Below are 17145 nucleotides of genomic sequence, written 5' to 3' on the forward strand. Positions count from 1 at the left end.
TTCTTAACGAAAGGAGAACGTGAAAATGAGAAATGAAATAAATTCGATCAACATCGACAAAGGAACAGAGTTACTACCAATTGGTACGGTTGTGTTAATAGAAGCAATTGTTCAACCAGTTATGATATATGGAAGAATGCAGCAGCAGGCGGATCAAGAGGAAAAAGTGTGGGAGTATGTTGCATGTCCTTACCCGCAAGGACATATTTCAGACGAAACAAATGTGTTTTTTCACCATGAACAAATTAAACAAGTTATTTTCAAAGGATTTGAATCTGAAGGCGAAAAACTCATGAAGGAAAAACTACTTTCATTAAAACAAGGTACACATCATGAAGGCGATCATTAATTGGTTTATTGCGCCATATAAAACAGTACGGTCAGAATTACAGCTGTTTTCGAACTTAAAAAATCAAGACACAACATCAAAAGAAGAAAAGATGAGAATTTATCAGCTGCAACTGTTTAACATTCTCTTACTAGCGGTTTACACATTGTTTTTCGGTGCCTTTTTTGTATATATCGGACTTCTTTTTGTAGTGGGTTGGTATGCTCTCTCAGGCATCATCGTTGGTCTGATTATGATGGGCTTAATCAAAGTAACACAAGAGAAAAGATATCTGAAACGTCGTGATGCATTTATTAAAAATGACCCGACAATGATCAAATCTTAAGCAGTAGAAAGGATAGGTTCAGGTGAAAAAACTCAGTTTCATCATCGCGATGATGTTCATGCTTGTAGCCTGTAGTAATGACACTTCTTCAGAAAAACAACCTAGTGCAAAAAAGTCTACAGAAAATGAGCTATCATACGAAGAAAAGCAAAAAGAAATTGTTGATTTTATCAACGAAGACATGAACGAAATAGCCAGCTATGAAACAAAAGCAAATGAAGCATTGGCAACTGTATCAGGTGAAAATTTCAAAAATGATGAAGAGCTACATAGTGTTTTAACAAGTGAGGTTATTCCTGAATTCGAAAAAGCCATTGAAACAGCAGAATCACTGGAAGTAAATGTCGATGAGCTTGAGCCGATAAAAGACAAATTGGAAGAAGCATTAGGCATTTATTATGACGCTCTTTTGCTCGAAAAAGAAGCATTAGAGAAAACAGATCAGGAATTAATTGAGCAGTCAAATGCAAAAGGTGAAGAATATATGAATGCTCTCAACGAATATCATGAAGAAATGGAAAAGCTGGCAACAGAATACGAAATTGACTATGAGAGAACACAATAAAACATGCTAAAAGCTCAGATCTTTTGATTTTGAGCTTTTTTACGTTGATATGGTAAAATTCACATTAAAAAAGCGGGGGGATAATCGTGGACTTTCTATCAATACTTTCTTTTTAGGTGCAGCAATCGTTCTGACTCTTATGCCGGGACCAGATAACTTGTTCACTTTGGCACAAGCAATTGCAAAAGGGAAAAATGCAGGGATTTTTACGACACTTGGACTTTGCACAGGATTATTAGTTCATATTGCGGCTGCGACCATTGGTATATCCGCGGTTATTTATCAGTCAGCTCTAGCTTTCACTGTCGTAAAGTATGCAGGAGCAGCATATCTGTTGTTCTTGGCATATAAGTCCTTTAGAGAAAAGAGCTCAAGCTTTCATCTAAACAATGAGGACTCTTTAGACTACAAAGCTTTATACAAAAAAGGTGTCATCATGAATCTTTTAAATCCAAAGGTCTCTTTATTTTTTCTGGCATTTTTTCCGCAATTTATTCAATATGAAAATGGAAATGTATCCATGCAAATGCTGATCTATGGCATTCTATTTTTAATCCAAGCATTAGTTATTTACACGTTAATAAGTTTGTTTGCTGGAAAAGTCGGTTATTTTCTACGTAAAGATGCCTCGTTATCAAAAAAAATTAACTTAATACAAGGCTCCCTGTTCACACTTATAGGGTTGAAAATCGCTTTTTGCCAAAAATGAAAAAGGAGTGGTCTGACTACTCTTTTTATTTTACAAATATTACCTTCCTGTTGGAAAATATATTGAGACTTAGTCATATCGTCCAGCTTCCAAAATATAATAAAAGGTATGCCTCCAACTCATCACTACACCCGTCGACAAATTTCTCGGGAAATAAATCTCACAATGAACTGAAAATAAATGTTGAAAAATAAAAAAGCCTCGATTTTCTTGCTCAAATCACATCAAAATAAAAAAAAATAAAGAAAACCCTTGTCCCTTCTGACTTTTCTAGCATATATCTTAATCCAAGCTAATAAAATGTTACAAACCTATCAAAGAGAGTGTTTGAGGTGAGGGATCGTGAGTGTAATTTTTAATCGCTGTAAAAGAGGCAACATACGATCATCTAAGAGAATTTCAGCCAAAGTGTCTTGGTATGCGAGTCTCATTTCACACTTCTCACATCCATATTAGGGAGGTCGAGTGGTGTGCACGATTACATCAAAGAACGCACAATCAAGATTGGGAAGTATATCGTGGAGACAAAGAAAACAGTTCGCGTTATTGCGAAGGAGTTTGGTGTTTCCAAAAGTACCGTTCATAAGGATTTAACGGAAAGGCTACCTGAAATTAACCCTGATCTTGCGAATGAAGTAAAGGAAATACTTGATTACCATAAATCAATCAGACATTTGCGTGGTGGAGAAGCAACAAAGCTTAAGTACAAGAAGGACGAGATTTTAGAAGAAGAACCAGTGAAATAAAGAAATTTCTATCTACTTTAAGTAAATCGACAATTCCCTACATACTTACCTGAAATTTTTTTACAAAATCATACTATTTTTGCGAATTTGTGATAAAATAGGTAATTAGGTCAGTATTTCGGATATGAAGATTTGCAAGGAGGATATAGATAGAATGTTTGCGAGGGATATTGGTATAGATCTTGGTACGGCTAACGTACTTATTCATGTGAAAGGGAAGGGAATTGTTTTAAACGAGCCTTCCGTTGTTGCCCTGGACAAAAATACTGGTAAGGTACTTGCCGTTGGTGAAGAAGCAAGACGTATGGTAGGACGTACTCCTGGGAATATTGTTGCGATTCGCCCATTAAAAGACGGTGTTATTGCAGACTTTGAAGTAACAGAGGCAATGTTAAAACACTTTATAAATAAGTTGAATGTAAAAGGATTACTTTCAAAACCGCGCATGCTGATTTGCTGCCCAACGAATATTACATCAGTTGAGCAAAAAGCAATTAAAGAAGCTGCTGAAAAAAGCGGCGGAAAAAATGTATTCCTTGAGGAAGAGCCAAAGGTAGCAGCGATTGGTGCCGGCATGGACATCTTCCAACCTTACGGAAACATGGTTGTTGATATTGGCGGTGGAACTACAGATGTCGCTGTGCTATCAATGGGCGATATTGTCACCGCCTCTTCCATTAAAATGGCTGGGGACAAGTTTGACGCGGAAATTTTAAATTACATCAAAAAAGAGTACAAGCTCTTAATTGGTGAGCGTACTGCAGAAGACATTAAAGTCAATGTAGCAACGGTATTCCCAGGCGCACGTAATGAAGAAATTAGTATTCGTGGTCGTGACATGGTAACAGGATTACCTCGCACAATTACAGTCAACTCAACAGAAGTTGAATTAGCACTTCGAGAACCAATTGCTGCCATTGTACAAGCTGCTAAAAGTGTCCTAGAAAGAACTCCTCCAGAACTTTCAGCAGACATCATTGACCGCGGCGTCATCCTAACAGGGGGCGGAGCACTGCTAAACGGCTTAGACCAGCTTTTAGCCGAAGAACTAAAAGTACCAGTACTAGTAGCCGAAGCACCAATGGACTGTGTCGCAATCGGAACAGGAATCATGCTGGACAACATGGACAAACTACCACGCAAAAAATTTGGTTAATACTTGGTAAGAACCTGCCTGGGGCAGGTTCTTTTTTTGGTGGTCCGGGGGTTGGTCTGGGTGGTCCGGGTTGGTCCGGGTTGGTCCGGGGGGACAGGTTCCTTGTCCCAAGTTTTGCAGGGGGATATATGGTGAGGGTACACGTGGTTAGCGTCGTATTATGGCGAAATTTGTCTAATAGTAAATAAAATTGAATAATCGAAAATAAACTTGTGAAAAACATAAATAAATAGTCAAAAAACATAAATATAATCCCGAAATCGAAAATATAGTGGGTCAAGGGACCTGTCCCCCCGACCCACTCACTCTTCTTTACTCCAACTCCATCCAACTTCCCACATGATGTATGGCAATTCCTTTAAAACTTGAATACTCCTTATAGGCTTCATAAACAAGCGCAAGTTCTTGGTCCATCACGGTTTGACCTTCCTCATAAAATGTCAGAAACCCATCACTGCTACCTAAGTTCATCGTTTCAACTGCAATCGTAACATTTTTATTAAGTGATGCTGCGAGATTCATCTCATATTTAGTTAATTCAATGATGCCGTTAGGACCAACAGCTTTATCCCGATATGCCATAATTGTGACTTCACTTGTATTGTTGATCACCCATTCAGCGAGGTTGCCTTTACCGTATTTGTTTTTCACATTCATTTCATCAAACCAAAATGGAATATCAGCAGCAAATGGAATTCCGAGTGATTCTGCTGTATCTGCAGCAGCCAGAATGACACCTTGGTATTTAAGCACAGCTCCATTGTAATTTGTTGTCCACTGTGAAGTGAGATAGGGCTCAACGTCAAGGTGTATGCCGGAAAACTTTTCATCCTCAGCTGCACCCGCTTGATATGCCGTCACCCAGTTCAAAAAATGAAGAAAAGGTTTTGAAGAAGGCCCCCAATCGGGTGCACCGTCCAGCGCATAAATCTTTATTCCACGGGCTGTAGCTTCTTTAATAAATAGCTTATATTGGTCAATTTTAATCGATCGGTTAATTTGTACATACACACGGGCAACTTGTTTTTCCTCTAAAAATTGTAAAGTTGCAGTACGATTTGTCACAATTTGATTCGTATCCCAGAGCCAAGTCGAGTACTCTGTATTCGCACTGGCATTTGCCTTGTTGTTCACACCAGCAACTCCTGCCAAAAGCAAAATAAACACAAACATCAAAATAAGCTTTTTCATCTCATTCTTCTCCTTTTTTAAGCCCATGGCTCAAAAAGGAGCCTGGCAACTTGGCGACCGTGCAATGTAAACATTGGATAGGCCCATAGCTTTGCGTCCTTGCCTTTCGACAAGTTTGCCCTTATCAGATTTTCTTTATTATATAGACAAGCATGTTAAAAGGAAATAAAAATATTTTTTTCCTAAAAACTAACAAAGGAAATATGAAAAAATGTGATGAGAAAACAGTCGTTCTCCTTTATAATGGAAAATAGGGAATTCTGTCGAAAAGAATTCAATTGATCGGAAAAACACATTTAAGGTGGGGGAACTCTTGTTAAGAGGTTTATATACAGCAACTGCCGGCATGTTAACACAGCAGCGCCGAACTGAAATGTTATCAAATAATATGGCAAATGCCAATACAGCAGGATATAAAGCAGATCAATCAACAATCCGCGCATTTCCGGAAATGCTACTGCAACGAATGGAAAATAAAACACTTCCAACTGGTAATGGAATGAATGTACCAGGTATGCAAACAATCGGCTCTCTTAACTCGGGAGTTTATTTACAAGAAATAAAAAGCAGAGATATTCAAGGCGAGCTAAAAGAAACAGGGTTGGTAACAGATGTTGCGTTAATAGAAGAAAATGTTCCGCTAAATCCTGAAACCAATGTAAAAGGTTCATTATTCTTTGCTGTTCAAAATCAAGCTGGTGAAGAACGTTACACTCGTAACGGACACTTTACTCTTGATGAGAATGGTCTTTTACTTTCTGATGGAAACCCGGTTTTATCAAGAGATGGACAACCAATCTCCATTCAATCCGGAGAATTCAGCGTAACAGAAGCTGGTGACGTACTAGTAAACGGACAAACTGTCGCTCAAATCGACGTACGCTTCGCAGCAGACGTACGTAATCTTGTCAAAGAAGGAAACGGCATTTACCGTACATCAGACGGACAAGCCCTTCCAACAGCAATTGGTAATGGTGACATTCAATACAATTTAAAACAAAAATATTTAGAAAACTCAACCGTTGATATCGGACGAACATATACAGATATGATGACAGCTTATCGCTCATTTGAAGCAAATCAAAAAGTGTTGCAAGCATATGATAAAAGTATGGAAAAGGCTGCAAATGAAATTGGCCGTTTATCATAACAGGGGGAAATAACAGATGTTACGCTCAATGATTACATCAACTAATACAATGGGCCAGCTCCAAAAGCAGCTTGATCAAATTGGCCACAACTTAGCAAATGTGGATACACAAAGCTATAAAAGAACGGAAACATCCTTTTCAGAATTAGTCCGTCAGCAATTTAACAATCAAGGAAATGCGCTTGAAGAAAGAGAAGAAGAACGTTTTAGCACAGAGCTTGGGATTAGACAGGGAACAGGTGCAAGGCTGAACAAAAGCGTTGTGTTCACACAAGGCAGCATCAAACAAACAGGCAGATCACTTGATATTGCCTTTACCTCACCAGATCAGTTTTTACAAATTGATGTAAATGGGCAAATTAATTATACACGAGATGGTGCTCTCTATTTATCACCAGCAACCGACGGCAGCAATCAGCTCTTACTATCAACAGCATCGGGTAATCTTGTTTTGGATGAAAATCAAAATCCAATCAGGCTAAATGATTCTTTTAAAGAGCTTGTGATTTCAAAAGATGGTACGATCACAGCAGTACCGAGAAATGAAAATGAACAACCACAGGAATTTCAGTTGGGTGTTGTTCAAGTAGATCGTCCGCAAATGCTGAGTCAGTTAGGAAATAACCTCTACGGATTAAAAGATCTCGGTAACATGCAAATCGATGACGTATTAACCTACTTAGATGGTGCAGGTGTCTCTTTACAGCAAGGTGCACTGGAAATGTCCAATGTTGATTTAACAAAGGAAATGACCGATTTAATGATCTCACAGCGCTCATACCAAATGAACGCAAAGTCCATCACACTTGGCGACCAAATGCTGGGATTAATTAACGGCGTAAGATAGGAGTTTAGTCTATTGGTAGCAAAAGAAACAACAAAAGCGGTCAGTCGAGAAGAAATCAAAAAAGCTAAGAAAAAACAAGAAGAAAAAAGCAGCAAAACAGAAGTACAAAAACTAAAATTAAGGATTCGCCTTATCCCCATTTGGCTGCGAGTCATCCTTGTGATCCTATTTATGGCCGTCAGTTTAATTGTTGGACTCATGGTCGGATACGGTGTAATCGGCAACGGAAATCCACAGGATGCCCTTAATAAATCGACCTGGCAGCATATCATTGACTTAGTTGAAAAAGAGTAATATTCCATATATACTGTGCTAAAGGAAGGTGAAAGCCTTCCTTTTGTCGTACATAATAAAGAAGCGTGAAAATAAGTTTAAAGGAGATTCCTACATATGTTAGATATTAATGAAATCAAAGACATTATCCCACACCGTTATCCATTTTTATTAGTAGATCGTATTTTAGAAGTAGAAGAAGGATTAAAAGCGATCGGCATCAAAAACGTTTCGGCCAACGAAGAATTTTTCAACGGACACTTCCCGGACTACCCGGTTATGCCAGGTGTACTAATCGTTGAGGCTTTAGCGCAAGTTGGAGCAGTTGCGATCTTGAAAAAAGAAGAAAACCGCGGAAGACTAGCGTTCTTCGCAGGCATCGATAACTGCCGTTTCAAAAGACAAGTAAAACCAGGTGACCAACTACGCCTTGAGGTTGAAATCATCCGCCTAAGAGGCTCACTCGGAAAAGGAAAAGCCGTCGCAACCGTTGACGGCGAAGTCGCATGTGAAGCGGAAATCATGTTTGCATTAGGTGAGAAAAAAGAAGCTTAAGATCTTTAAGAAAGTCCTTCATGGGTTTCCATGAAGGACTTTTTAGTATTTAAGGTACGAGGGACGAATTAAGCTGTAAAGAGGGGAGAAAAGTCCTTCATCCCCCCAATGAAAGACAAATCCACCCCACAAATCCTTAAAAAATGTCCTCCATCCAGCCACAACCCGCCTAGGTCATTCGACTCTTTTTCCATCAAAAAGGTTTCATGGTAAGAAAACCTGTCTAAATAATGCATATCGACCGAAAATATCGAAAAAATAAGAATGAAAACAAAGGTGTCGGGAAAAATAATCAAAGACCGGGTTTAAAATAAGGTCAAGAGAAAGGGGCATTTATTATGAAAAAAAATTGGCTATTAACTTTATCAGGTTCTCTTCTTGCAGCAATGCTTGTAACAGGTTGTACAGCTGATGATCAAGATCCAGCACCGCCAGAGGAAACAAATGAAAACGATACAGTAGAAGAAAATGTAGAAGAAGGCGTGAATGAAGGCGGAGATGCAGTAGAAGAGGGAGTTAATGAAGGACAAGATGCAGTAGAAGAAGGAGTTAATAAAGGGCAAGATGCAGTAGAGGAAGGCGCTGAAGAAGGCAAAAACATGATGGAAGAGGGCGCTGAAGAAGGAGAAAACATGTTGGAAGAAGGAAATGTTGACGATAACAACAAGGATAAAAACAAATAATCGTTAATCATGATCTTTCTACAAAAGGCTAACCCAATAAGTTGCTTGGGTTAGCCTTTTTGTTCGTCCTCATTTTGCCCCATGAAAAAAAGGCTTCACCAAGTGTGCAGCCCTTACAACTTTGTTGAATATCCACGTTGTTGAACGGTGTCCTTAAAAGCATCCATTAAAGCATTGCCGGACAATCCCTGATCTATTAATGACTCCAAAAGCTCCTCAGGTCGATACTGCGGTCTTGTTGTTAATAATTGGCCATCAAAAAGAACGGAGATGGATTCATCGAGCACCGTGATCGTATTAACGCTAGCTGAAATCTTGGCGGGTGCATTGCTGACCTTTGAGATTGTCACAAACATCCTTAATGTATGGTTCTCGTCTTTATGTTCCTTAAAAAAAGATAAATAGTCCTTTGAAATCAACGCCTCAATTAACCATGAATTTTCGCCATCTTCTTTGTTAATGACAAGACCGTCAAGTAAAGGAATGTTTTTTGCTTCAGTTGATTGTTCATCAATTTTTAAGCCGACAAGCTTGAACGTTTTCATCATGATCATCCCCGCTACCTTATTTTCCTCTAGTATACCACAAGGCTACTATAAATCTGGAATAGCGGAATGGAATTATTCGGAAATCCTTGATGAATTCTCAACTACACGAATAATTGTATCTTCAATAAGCTTACGGTGCTTTGTTTTTACCTGTAAAAGCTGTTGTAAGCTTTGTGTCATTTTTGGATTTTTAATTAAATAGTCAACAACTTGAGAGACAGAGCCATCAGCTTGATACTTCCCGTAAACTTCATATAAATAATCATTTGTTTGTTCATCTCTGCCAATTAAATGATCAATGCTTACATGAAAAGCATCGCTTAATGCTAATAAATACGACAAATCCGGTTCCTGTTCACCTGTTTCAAGTCTTGTGATGACAGGTCTGGAAACATTGATTTTCTCCGCTAATTGCTCCTGTGACCATCCGTTTTGCTCTCGATAAAATTTAAGATTCATTTGGAATTTTTCTAACTCTCTCATTGAACCAACAATTCCCTTCTCCAAGCTTACTGTTATCGTAAAGGAGAAAAGATAGAGGGAATGTACGAATCTAAGACAATACAGTAAATGTTCATATTACGGACAAACTTAGATATTTAGACCTATTTTAAGAAAATCTCAAAAATATGAAGAAAGATGGAGACAAGCCACACTTTTTCCACGGATATCGTCATTTTTCGCAATATATCAACACAAATTAACTCTAGCGACCAGCTAATATGGAATATACTTACAGTGGGACTTATAGATAAAATAAGAGAAATGAGGGTAAACGATGAAAAACTATAAGCTGAAGTCAATCTATTTAAAACAAAATGCAAAAAATCCACTACAAGTAAAAGAAAGTAATGCACAGGACCTAGTCGTTCTCCGGGTAGGAGATCATGAAGTAGGGACAAATAACTACCATCATTTCCGGGTACCAGCTCATGCGACAGTCGATATTCGGTATGAAGCCATTGACAAAAAAAGCATCCTTAGATTCATCTTTCAGCAAGATCAACGTAACCTGTCCATTCAGTATTTTACACGGGATAAAGATGAACAACACTACATAGACACACCTCTTAATGATGAGCTCATTCAATCAAAAGCCTTTCAACGTATTCTTCAGAGTATAAACTTCTCAGGCAAAAATCATTTTTCATACCTTATTAACCCTATACAGCGATTAAAGGATCAACCTTATTAAACATACCTAAATAGTAACTTAGATAACCTAATGTGAAAAGAGAAGTGTTGATTGCACTTCTCTTTTTAGTCTTTATTAAACGCTGTAACCCAATTGCATCAACGTATTAACCCTACTATAGCAAGGCAATCTCATTCAAAGAATAAATAAATAATAAAAAAACACTTGAAATTCAGAATGCGTTTTCATATGATAATAACAAAGGTAACTACTTTTTATAAAAGGTCACTATGAATATAACTAATGATGACGGAGGGAAATAAAATGAAATATTTTTTAGACAGTGCCAAAATTGAGGAAATTAAATACGCATACGAAAATTGGGGGATTGATGGGGTTACAACAAACCCGCGTCATATTATGACAAGCGGAAAGTCATTCTTAACAGTTTTAGATGAAGTAGGAAGTGAATTTAAAGGTGTAGAAAATTTTCCAATTTCGGCAGAGATCAATCCACATTTGGATGATGCAAAAGAAATGGTCCAGGAAGGGAAAAAAATTGCTGCTCTTTCATCAAACTTTATTATAAAAATCCCTTGTACAGAGCCAGGGCTAATCGCTGCTAGAGAACTAGAAAAAGAGGGAGTTCGGACGAATATTACGCTTGTATTTTCCCCTTCACAGGCTTTACAGCCAGCAAGAATTGGAGCGAAATTCGTTTCACCATTTGTAGGCTGGAAGGAAAATAGCGGGGAAGATACAAATCAATATATTAAAGATATTGTTGATATCTATAAAGGTTATAACTATGATACAGAAATCATTGTTGCGGCACTTCGTAACGGAAAGCAAATTGTTGATGCGGCAAAAGCGGGAGCACACATTGTAACATGCGGATTTGATGTTTATAAAAACAGCTTTTATCATGCGTTTACGGACTACGGTCTGGATGTATTCCGTAAGGCTTGGGACAATACGGTACAAGAAGAAATTGTTTTAAAATAAGGCTGTTTTCGTAAACATTGTTGCTTTGTAATAAGTGTAGAGGTTGTTGATTTGAGCTCCAGGCTGCTCGCTTTCCGTGGGGTGGGCGGTGAGCCTCCTCAACGCTTTGCGTCTGCGGGGTCTCACCTGTCCCACAGCTCCCACAGGAGTCTCGCATATCCGTTCAAATCAACCCTATTTAGTTTTTAAGTACTTATTTAAAACAACAATCTTTTAGAAAAGAGCCTAAAATAAAAAGGCTATTAAGATCCCTCAAAGATACCTATCTTTTTTCTTTGAGGGGCCTTTAACCCACAAGTTGTATGGAGGTAAATTCCTTTGGATAAATTTGAAAACATAAAAACACTAAATAACCATATCCCTTTTTATCATGTGAATGACCCTGCTTTTGCTTCATATGGAAACATAATAGATAATTACAATTTCAATGAATTAGATCTATACATGGACCATACAGTAATTCCAAATGAAGGAAATATTTATGTCCCATCTGTTGCAGAAATGGAAGAGACACCAGTTAAAGAACAAATTCAGAGTCATTTCTATGGTCAACTACCGATCCAAATTGGTTATTGTAATGGTGTTAATTCAACGCTAAATGGTCTAGAATATCATAAGGGCAGTGAGATTAATTACGCTTTGACAGATATTGTCCTTTTACTAGGAAAATTGCAATCTATTAAACATAATCAATATGATTCAAGCGAAATTGAAGCCTTTTTTATTCCAAAAGGAACAGCAGTAGAACTGTACGGGACAACTCTTCATTTTGCACCATGTAAAATAAGTGATAAAGGTTTTAAAGTTGTTGTGATTTTACCTGATGGAACGAATCAGCCATTAAATAAAGAGATTGAAAAAAGAACTGAGGAAGATTCGTTATTATTTATGAAGAATAAATGGTTGTTGGCACACCCGGATCGAGAAGTATTGATTAATCGTGGTGCCTATCCAGGAATAAAGGGAGAAAACATTCAAATTTATTACTAAGACAAATGATGATAAAAAAATAAGGGAGTATATAAATTATGGAGATGTCAAATATCTGGTTCACGCTTTTATCGTGCATTTTCTTTATGGGCTTAGTAGGTTGGATCTCATATTTAAAAACGAAGGGTGATGTAAGCGATTCCACCGGTTACTTTTTGGCTGGCCGCGGCTTAACAGGTACCTTTATTGCCGGATCTTTATTGTTAACGAATTTATCGGCAGAACAGTTAATTGGTCTTAATGGGCAGGCGTATCGAGCGAACTTATCGAATATGGCATGGGAAGTAACAGCAGGATTTGCTGTTGTCATTATGGCACTCTATTTACTTCCAAAGTACTTAGGTGGTGCTTTTACAACGTTGCCTGGTTTTTTGAGTTCACGTTATGATGAAGGGGTTCGTCGTCTTTCTGTGTTATTGTTTATGCTTGGTTATATATTAGTAACAGTTCCTTCTGTTTTATATTCCGGTGCTTTAGCGATATTACAGCTTTTTGATGTACCAGCTATGTTTAATATTTCATATGAGGAATCCATTTGGTTAATCGTTTGGGTTGTTGGAATTATCGGAGCTGTTTATGCCATTTTCGGCGGGTTGAAAGCGGTTGCTGTGTCCGATACGATTAATGGGATTGGATTGTTAATTATCGGTGTTCTTGTTCCGGTTTTAGGTTTTATGACTCTTGGAGACGGAAGCTTTGCAGAAGGTGTGAAAACAGTTGTAAAGGCTAACCCGGAGAAACTAAATGCCATTGGTTCCAGTACGGATTCGGTACCATTTGGAACGATTTTTACTGGAATGATTTTAGCGAATCTATTCTATTGGGGTACAAACCAATATGTTATTCAGCGGACACTAGGTGCAGCTAGTTTAGCAGAGGGGCAAAAAGGTGTTCTTTACTCAGGGTTTTTTAAGTTGGCTATTCCGTTTTTTATGATGGTTCCAGGTTTAATTGCCTACCAACTTTATGGTGAAGGAATGAATCCGGTTGATTTAGCTTACCCGGCACTAGTAGCAGATGTATTACCATTGTATATGTCAGGATTCTTTTTAGCTGTCTTACTTGGAGCGGTTTTAAGCTCGTTCAACTCATTATTAAATTCAGCTGCTACCATGTTTGCTTTAGATATTTACAAACCATTAAAAGAACATGCAACAGATCAAGAATTAATTCGTGTTAGTAAGATTTTTGGAACGATTATTGCGTTAGTATCTTTTTTCATCTCTCCATTGCTTATGAATGCACCAGACGGATTATGGGATTTAATCCGCCGCTTTACAGGGTTTTTCAACATCCCAATTATCACAATTGTTCTAGTAGGCTTGCTTTCTAAGCGTATTCCGGCACTTGCTGCGAAGGTCGTGATTGTCTTTCACGTAATCACGTATTATATGCTTGTTTGGGGATTAGACCAATTATTTGGATTCCAGGTACCAATTAACTTTATCTATGTGTATGCGATTTTATTCTGCGTTGAAGTTGCGATAATGATGGTCATTGGAAAAATGAAGCCGATGAAAGTTCCATATATCTTTAAGTCAAATGCGCAAGTTAGTCTTGTTCCTTGGAAATATTCATTACTTGTTACCGTTGTGTTATTAACGTTAATCGTCATGACATATGTCGTGTTCTCACCTATAGGTCTGGCTTATGGTGATGAAATTGTTTCTCCAATGTTTTGGCCGGTCATGATATTGGTAACAGCTGTTGCCGTTGTTTTAGGTGTTTTTTCAGTGAAGAGTTGGATGAAAAAATACTCCAGCTATCTAACGAATCAACAACCAGAGAGTGAAAATAAAGATAAAAAACTTGCTTAATTAGAGATTGAGTCTGTCCAGGTTGTTAGACTCTCTTCTATGAGACCAGGTTGAAAGAAAGCGAGAGGATTGAACATGATCGACATTCATTCAAAAACAGGGATGGAATTAGAAGTACGTGAGGACGGTTTTGAACTAGTGTGGAATGGAGAAACATTAGTAAAGCATTCAGCCACGAAACCTTTTGTTTACGTAGGTTATGGGGAAGAAAAAATGGACATGTATCGCGGGAATTTCGATATCCATGATTATGTCATTGAGAGGACAGCTCTTCGATATGCCAAAACATGTGTAAATGAGGATGAAACAGTTTTCCTATCTCTTAGTAGATTTAAAGGGGAAGATCCGACAGTAACATTCTCGTTAAAAGTGGAAGATAGTCAAGCGGTATTAAGAGTTGTCGAAACCCAAGAAAGTGTTAATCGTTTTTGGATTCGTGTTGAAGCGGATCAACATGAAAAAGTGTATGGATGTGGTGAACAGCTGTCTCATTTTAATATGAGAGGAAAAAACTTTCCGCTTTGGACATCAGAACCAGGTGTTGGCAGAAACAAGAATACCTATGTTACATGGCAGGCTGATGTGAAGGACAAAGCTGGCGGAGATTATTACAATACCAATTTCCCGCAACCAACTTATGTTTCAAGCAATAAATATTATTGTCATGTGGAAACAACAGCATATGCTGATTTCGATTTTCGCCAAGCTGATTTTCATGAATTACAAGTATGGGAAGTACCAAAGGAAATTATATTTGAAGGAGCATCCACCTTTCTAAATTTAGTAGAAAAGATCACAGCACGCTTTGGACGTCAGCCAGAATTACCAGAATGGACCTATGATGGAATTTGGCTTGGAATTCAAGGTGGGACAGATGTTGTAGAGGCTAAGCTGGAGAAGGCGCTTGCTAAGGGAGTGAAGGTTGGAGGAGTTTGGTGTCAGGATTGGCAAGGAAAGCGGATCACCTCCTTCGGAAAACGATTAATGTGGAACTGGAAATGGAATCCGGAGGAATACCCAAATCTTGATAAGAAAATTCATGAGTGGAAAGAAAAAGGGATCCGATTCTTAGGCTATATTAATCCATATGTAGCCGTTGAGGGTGATCTTTATCAATATGCAAATGAGAAGAGATATTTGGCATTAAATCAACAAGGTGAAACATACCTTGTAGACTTTGGTGAGTTTTATTGCGGAGTTGTGGACTTTACACATCCTGAAGCCTTTGAGTGGTATAAAAGCGTCATTAAAGAAAATATGCTTGATTTCGGAATTGACGGCTGGATGGCTGACTTTGGCGAGTATTTACCAACAGATGTTGTGCTTCATAATGGTGTGGATGCCAAAATCATGCATAATGCTTGGCCTGCGCTATGGGCAAAAGTTAACTATGAGGCAGTTCAAGAAGCAAACAAATTAGGTGAAGCTGTGTACTTTATGCGCGCAGGCTATACAGGAGTGCAAAAATATTGCACACTTCTTTGGGGCGGCGATCAAAGTGTAGATTTCTCAATAGACGATGGCTTAGCTTCAGTCATACCAGCTGCATTGTCTTCCGGGATGATCGGCTGTGGCTTACATCATAGTGATATCGGTGGATACACCAGCTTACACGGCAATAAGCGTTCAAAGCAATTATTGATGCGATGGGCTGAGATGGGCGCCTTCACGCCAGTCATGAGAACACATGAAGGAAATCGTCCGGATGATTGCTTCCAATATGATGATGATGACGAGTCATTAGATCACTTAGCAAGAATGACACAAATTTATGTGGCCTTATCACCCTATACAAGATCACTTGTAAAGGAAAACGCAGAACGCGGGATTCCTGTACAACGCCCGTTATTTATGCACTATGAACAAGATGAAAAAGCCTACCATATTCAATATCAATATTTATATGGCAGGGACTTACTGGTTGCTCCAGTCCATCAGGAAAATCAAAAAGAGTGGAATGTCTATTTACCGGAAGATGAATGGGTTCACCTCTGGACCGGTCAGGAATATAAAGGCGGAGATGTGACAGTAGCTGCGCCAATCGGAAAACCACCTGTATTTTATCGTAAACACTCCGAGTGGAAAGAAACATTTCTGAAGATCGCTAATATGTAAGAGACGAGAAGGTTGTTGAAGCATTCAACAGCCTTTTTGGTACAGCATTCCTTCAAATTTTTGTAACACACACACTTAAAATTAAGGTAGGTATGTATGATATAATAGTCATGATGATTAGTGAATACCTATTCTAAGTGAAAATAGATGAAGTCTGAAAAGTAGCAGCGGAAAGGAATGGTAGCATTGGAAACCAAAGTTGATCCCAATAAAAATATCGCTCTATACCTTCAAGTAAAGGATATTTTAATTAAGCGCATTCAAGAAAAAATATGGGCACCGAATTCATTGATTCCAACAGAACAAGAGTTAATGGAAGAATTTAATGTGAGCCGAACAACATTACGTCAGGCGATTACCATACTTGTACAGGAAGGCTTATTAGAAAAAAAGCAGGGGAAAGGAACGATTGTAAAATCACAGCAACTAACCGGAAATGGACGATTAAAGGGTTTTGCTGAAGAAGCAATTGAGAAAGGCTTAACTCCAAAATCTAAATTACTCCGAATCGAAATGAAAAAGGATTTGTATCATGAAAAATCAATGTTAGATATCCCTGAAAATGAGGAGGTTTTAGTCATTGAACGGATACGTTTTGCTGATTCCGAACCAATTGCTATAGAGCGGACATGCTGGCCTTCACATATTGGGAAGCTATTTGAAAATCAAGATTTAGATCGTGCGAAATTCTATGAAATCTTAGAGGAAAATGGAATTATTTTAAAACGAGCCAAGGAAAAGATCTCAGCAATTAATGCCACATTATATGAAGCGGATTTATTAGGGATTCGGGGCGGTGAAGCACTGCTGGAAACAGAGAAAATCAGCTATGGTCTCGATGATCGGGCCATTGAATTTTCTAAAGTAAAATTTCGCAGTGATAAATACCATTATAATATTGAACTTACTAGATAAAAAGGCAGACAGTGAGCAAATCATTGTCTGCTTTTTAACGTAGAAAAATGAAATAAAAAAGAAAAAACACT

The 17145-nt window shown here is 38.1% G+C and carries 20 protein-coding genes and 1 riboswitch; of the genes, 17 read left to right on the forward strand and 3 right to left on the reverse strand.

The features are described 5' to 3' along the window. Nucleotides 1-25 precede the first annotated feature (25 nt). The 6 genes from AC0L8O_RS23965 to mreB all read left to right on the forward strand — a co-directional run bounded on the left by AC0L8O_RS23965 (nucleotide 26) and on the right by mreB (nucleotide 3850). A complete protein-coding gene (locus tag AC0L8O_RS23965) occupies nucleotides 26-349 on the forward strand; it encodes a DUF4176 domain-containing protein (RefSeq protein WP_026563136.1) in 324 nt (107 codons plus the stop codon). Continuing rightward, nucleotides 333-674, forward strand: a complete 342-nt coding sequence (locus AC0L8O_RS23970; RefSeq protein WP_473445807.1) for a hypothetical protein — start codon at nucleotides 333-335, stop codon at nucleotides 672-674. Before AC0L8O_RS23965 ends, AC0L8O_RS23970 begins: the two co-directional genes overlap by 17 nt. Before the next feature lie 22 nt (nucleotides 675-696). Then, a complete protein-coding gene (locus AC0L8O_RS23975) occupies nucleotides 697-1239 on the forward strand; it encodes a hypothetical protein (protein ID WP_473445809.1) in 543 nt (180 codons plus the stop codon). A 49-nt stretch (nucleotides 1240-1288) separates the two neighbouring features. Next, entirely contained in the window at nucleotides 1289-1948 is a 660-nt protein-coding gene (locus AC0L8O_RS23980) for a LysE family translocator (protein ID WP_473445811.1), read from the forward strand. 470 nt (nucleotides 1949-2418) lie between these two features. Next, nucleotides 2419-2694: a sporulation transcriptional regulator SpoIIID gene (gene spoIIID / locus AC0L8O_RS23985; RefSeq protein ID WP_026563140.1), complete on the forward strand. Its 276-nt coding sequence runs from the start codon at nucleotides 2419-2421 to the stop codon at nucleotides 2692-2694. A gap of 154 nt (nucleotides 2695-2848) precedes the next feature. Next, nucleotides 2849-3850, forward strand: coding sequence for a rod shape-determining protein (mreB, locus tag AC0L8O_RS23990; protein WP_078431969.1), 1002 nt, complete (start codon nucleotides 2849-2851; stop codon nucleotides 3848-3850). Nucleotides 3851-4162: 312 nt separating this feature from the next. Here the strand turns inward: mreB and AC0L8O_RS23995 are convergent, their stop codons facing one another. Further along, nucleotides 4163-5041, reverse strand: a complete 879-nt coding sequence (locus AC0L8O_RS23995; protein ID WP_473445813.1) for an amidase — start codon at nucleotides 5039-5041, stop codon at nucleotides 4163-4165. Nucleotides 5042-5082: 41 nt separating this feature from the next. Next, nucleotides 5083-5171, reverse strand: a riboswitch (cyclic di-GMP riboswitch). A 183-nt stretch (nucleotides 5172-5354) separates the two neighbouring features. On the opposite strand from AC0L8O_RS23995, the gene AC0L8O_RS24000 reads away from it, so the two are divergent. The 5 genes from AC0L8O_RS24000 to AC0L8O_RS24020 all read left to right on the forward strand — a co-directional run bounded on the left by AC0L8O_RS24000 (nucleotide 5355) and on the right by AC0L8O_RS24020 (nucleotide 8549). Then, complete coding sequence (locus AC0L8O_RS24000; RefSeq protein WP_473445815.1) at nucleotides 5355-6191, forward strand: flagellar hook-basal body protein; 837 nt, start codon at nucleotides 5355-5357, stop codon at nucleotides 6189-6191. 16 nt (nucleotides 6192-6207) lie between these two features. Further along, nucleotides 6208-7038, forward strand: coding sequence for a flagellar hook-basal body protein (locus AC0L8O_RS24005; RefSeq protein ID WP_473445818.1), 831 nt, complete (start codon nucleotides 6208-6210; stop codon nucleotides 7036-7038). Between the two features lie 12 nt (nucleotides 7039-7050). Then, complete coding sequence (locus AC0L8O_RS24010) at nucleotides 7051-7332, forward strand: DNA-directed RNA polymerase subunit beta (protein WP_473445820.1); 282 nt, start codon at nucleotides 7051-7053, stop codon at nucleotides 7330-7332. Nucleotides 7333-7428: 96 nt separating this feature from the next. Continuing rightward, nucleotides 7429-7866 (forward strand): 3-hydroxyacyl-ACP dehydratase FabZ, encoded by a 438-nt coding sequence (fabZ, locus tag AC0L8O_RS24015; protein ID WP_026563146.1) that lies wholly within the window; start codon nucleotides 7429-7431, stop codon nucleotides 7864-7866. Between the two features lie 338 nt (nucleotides 7867-8204). Continuing rightward, complete coding sequence (locus tag AC0L8O_RS24020; RefSeq protein ID WP_034333678.1) at nucleotides 8205-8549, forward strand: hypothetical protein; 345 nt, start codon at nucleotides 8205-8207, stop codon at nucleotides 8547-8549. A 113-nt stretch (nucleotides 8550-8662) separates the two neighbouring features. Here the strand turns inward: AC0L8O_RS24020 and AC0L8O_RS24025 are convergent, their stop codons facing one another. Together AC0L8O_RS24025 and AC0L8O_RS24030 are read right to left on the reverse strand one after the other, a co-directional pair. Continuing rightward, nucleotides 8663-9094 carry a YwpF family protein gene (locus tag AC0L8O_RS24025; protein ID WP_473449121.1) on the reverse strand — a complete coding sequence of 144 codons (432 nt, stop codon included), beginning with the start codon at nucleotides 9092-9094 and terminating at the stop codon, nucleotides 8663-8665. Nucleotides 9095-9169: 75 nt separating this feature from the next. Continuing rightward, the gene (locus tag AC0L8O_RS24030; protein ID WP_051475800.1) at nucleotides 9170-9580 is read right to left on the reverse strand and encodes a helix-turn-helix domain-containing protein; all 411 of its coding nucleotides are present in this window, start codon (nucleotides 9578-9580) and stop codon (nucleotides 9170-9172) included. 295 nt (nucleotides 9581-9875) lie between these two features. On the opposite strand from AC0L8O_RS24030, the gene AC0L8O_RS24035 reads away from it, so the two are divergent. The 6 genes from AC0L8O_RS24035 (at nucleotide 9876) to AC0L8O_RS24060 (ending at nucleotide 17074) form a co-directional block, all read left to right on the forward strand. After that, the gene (locus tag AC0L8O_RS24035; protein ID WP_473445822.1) at nucleotides 9876-10292 is read left to right on the forward strand and encodes a hypothetical protein; all 417 of its coding nucleotides are present in this window, start codon (nucleotides 9876-9878) and stop codon (nucleotides 10290-10292) included. Between the two features lie 264 nt (nucleotides 10293-10556). Beyond that, nucleotides 10557-11237, forward strand: a complete 681-nt coding sequence (locus AC0L8O_RS24040; RefSeq protein ID WP_026563149.1) for a transaldolase family protein — start codon at nucleotides 10557-10559, stop codon at nucleotides 11235-11237. A 318-nt stretch (nucleotides 11238-11555) separates the two neighbouring features. Beyond that, on the forward strand, nucleotides 11556-12227 hold the full coding sequence (locus tag AC0L8O_RS24045; protein ID WP_473445824.1) for a DUF4867 family protein: 672 nt from the start codon (nucleotides 11556-11558) through the stop codon (nucleotides 12225-12227). A 38-nt stretch (nucleotides 12228-12265) separates the two neighbouring features. Further along, nucleotides 12266-14044: a solute:sodium symporter family transporter gene (locus AC0L8O_RS24050; RefSeq protein WP_473445825.1), complete on the forward strand. Its 1779-nt coding sequence runs from the start codon at nucleotides 12266-12268 to the stop codon at nucleotides 14042-14044. Between the two features lie 75 nt (nucleotides 14045-14119). Beyond that, entirely contained in the window at nucleotides 14120-16159 is a 2040-nt protein-coding gene (locus tag AC0L8O_RS24055; RefSeq protein ID WP_473445827.1) for an alpha-glucosidase, read from the forward strand. A 186-nt stretch (nucleotides 16160-16345) separates the two neighbouring features. Beyond that, nucleotides 16346-17074, forward strand: a complete 729-nt coding sequence (locus AC0L8O_RS24060; protein WP_026563153.1) for a GntR family transcriptional regulator — start codon at nucleotides 16346-16348, stop codon at nucleotides 17072-17074. Nucleotides 17075-17145 lie beyond the last annotated feature (71 nt).

The organism is Metabacillus sp. KJ11-3 (assembly GCF_055808295.1).

What these genes read in the sequence shown, in the direction of transcription:
- AC0L8O_RS24050 (WP_473445825.1), top strand. Translation starts at nt 12,266, where the DNA reads ATGGAGATGTCAAATATCTGGTTCACGCTTTTATCGTGCATTTTCTTT.
- AC0L8O_RS24055 (WP_473445827.1), top strand. Translation starts at nt 14,120, where the DNA reads ATGATCGACATTCATTCAAAAACAGGGATGGAATTAGAAGTACGTGAG.
- AC0L8O_RS23965 (WP_026563136.1), top strand. Translation starts at nt 26, where the DNA reads ATGAGAAATGAAATAAATTCGATCAACATCGACAAAGGAACAGAGTTA.
- AC0L8O_RS24020 (WP_034333678.1), top strand. Translation starts at nt 8,205, where the DNA reads ATGAAAAAAAATTGGCTATTAACTTTATCAGGTTCTCTTCTTGCAGCA.
- mreB (WP_078431969.1), top strand. Translation starts at nt 2,849, where the DNA reads ATGTTTGCGAGGGATATTGGTATAGATCTTGGTACGGCTAACGTACTT.
- AC0L8O_RS23970 (WP_473445807.1), top strand. Translation starts at nt 333, where the DNA reads ATGAAGGCGATCATTAATTGGTTTATTGCGCCATATAAAACAGTACGG.
- AC0L8O_RS24030 (WP_051475800.1), bottom strand. Translation starts at nt 9,580, where the DNA reads ATGAGAGAGTTAGAAAAATTCCAAATGAATCTTAAATTTTATCGAGAG.
- AC0L8O_RS24005 (WP_473445818.1), top strand. Translation starts at nt 6,208, where the DNA reads ATGTTACGCTCAATGATTACATCAACTAATACAATGGGCCAGCTCCAA.
- fabZ (WP_026563146.1), top strand. Translation starts at nt 7,429, where the DNA reads ATGTTAGATATTAATGAAATCAAAGACATTATCCCACACCGTTATCCA.
- AC0L8O_RS24035 (WP_473445822.1), top strand. Translation starts at nt 9,876, where the DNA reads ATGAAAAACTATAAGCTGAAGTCAATCTATTTAAAACAAAATGCAAAA.
- AC0L8O_RS23995 (WP_473445813.1), bottom strand. Translation starts at nt 5,041, where the DNA reads ATGAAAAAGCTTATTTTGATGTTTGTGTTTATTTTGCTTTTGGCAGGA.
- AC0L8O_RS24040 (WP_026563149.1), top strand. Translation starts at nt 10,557, where the DNA reads ATGAAATATTTTTTAGACAGTGCCAAAATTGAGGAAATTAAATACGCA.
- AC0L8O_RS23980 (WP_473445811.1), top strand. Translation starts at nt 1,289, where the DNA reads ATGGTAAAATTCACATTAAAAAAGCGGGGGGATAATCGTGGACTTTCT.
- AC0L8O_RS24025 (WP_473449121.1), bottom strand. Translation starts at nt 9,094, where the DNA reads ATGAAAACGTTCAAGCTTGTCGGCTTAAAAATTGATGAACAATCAACT.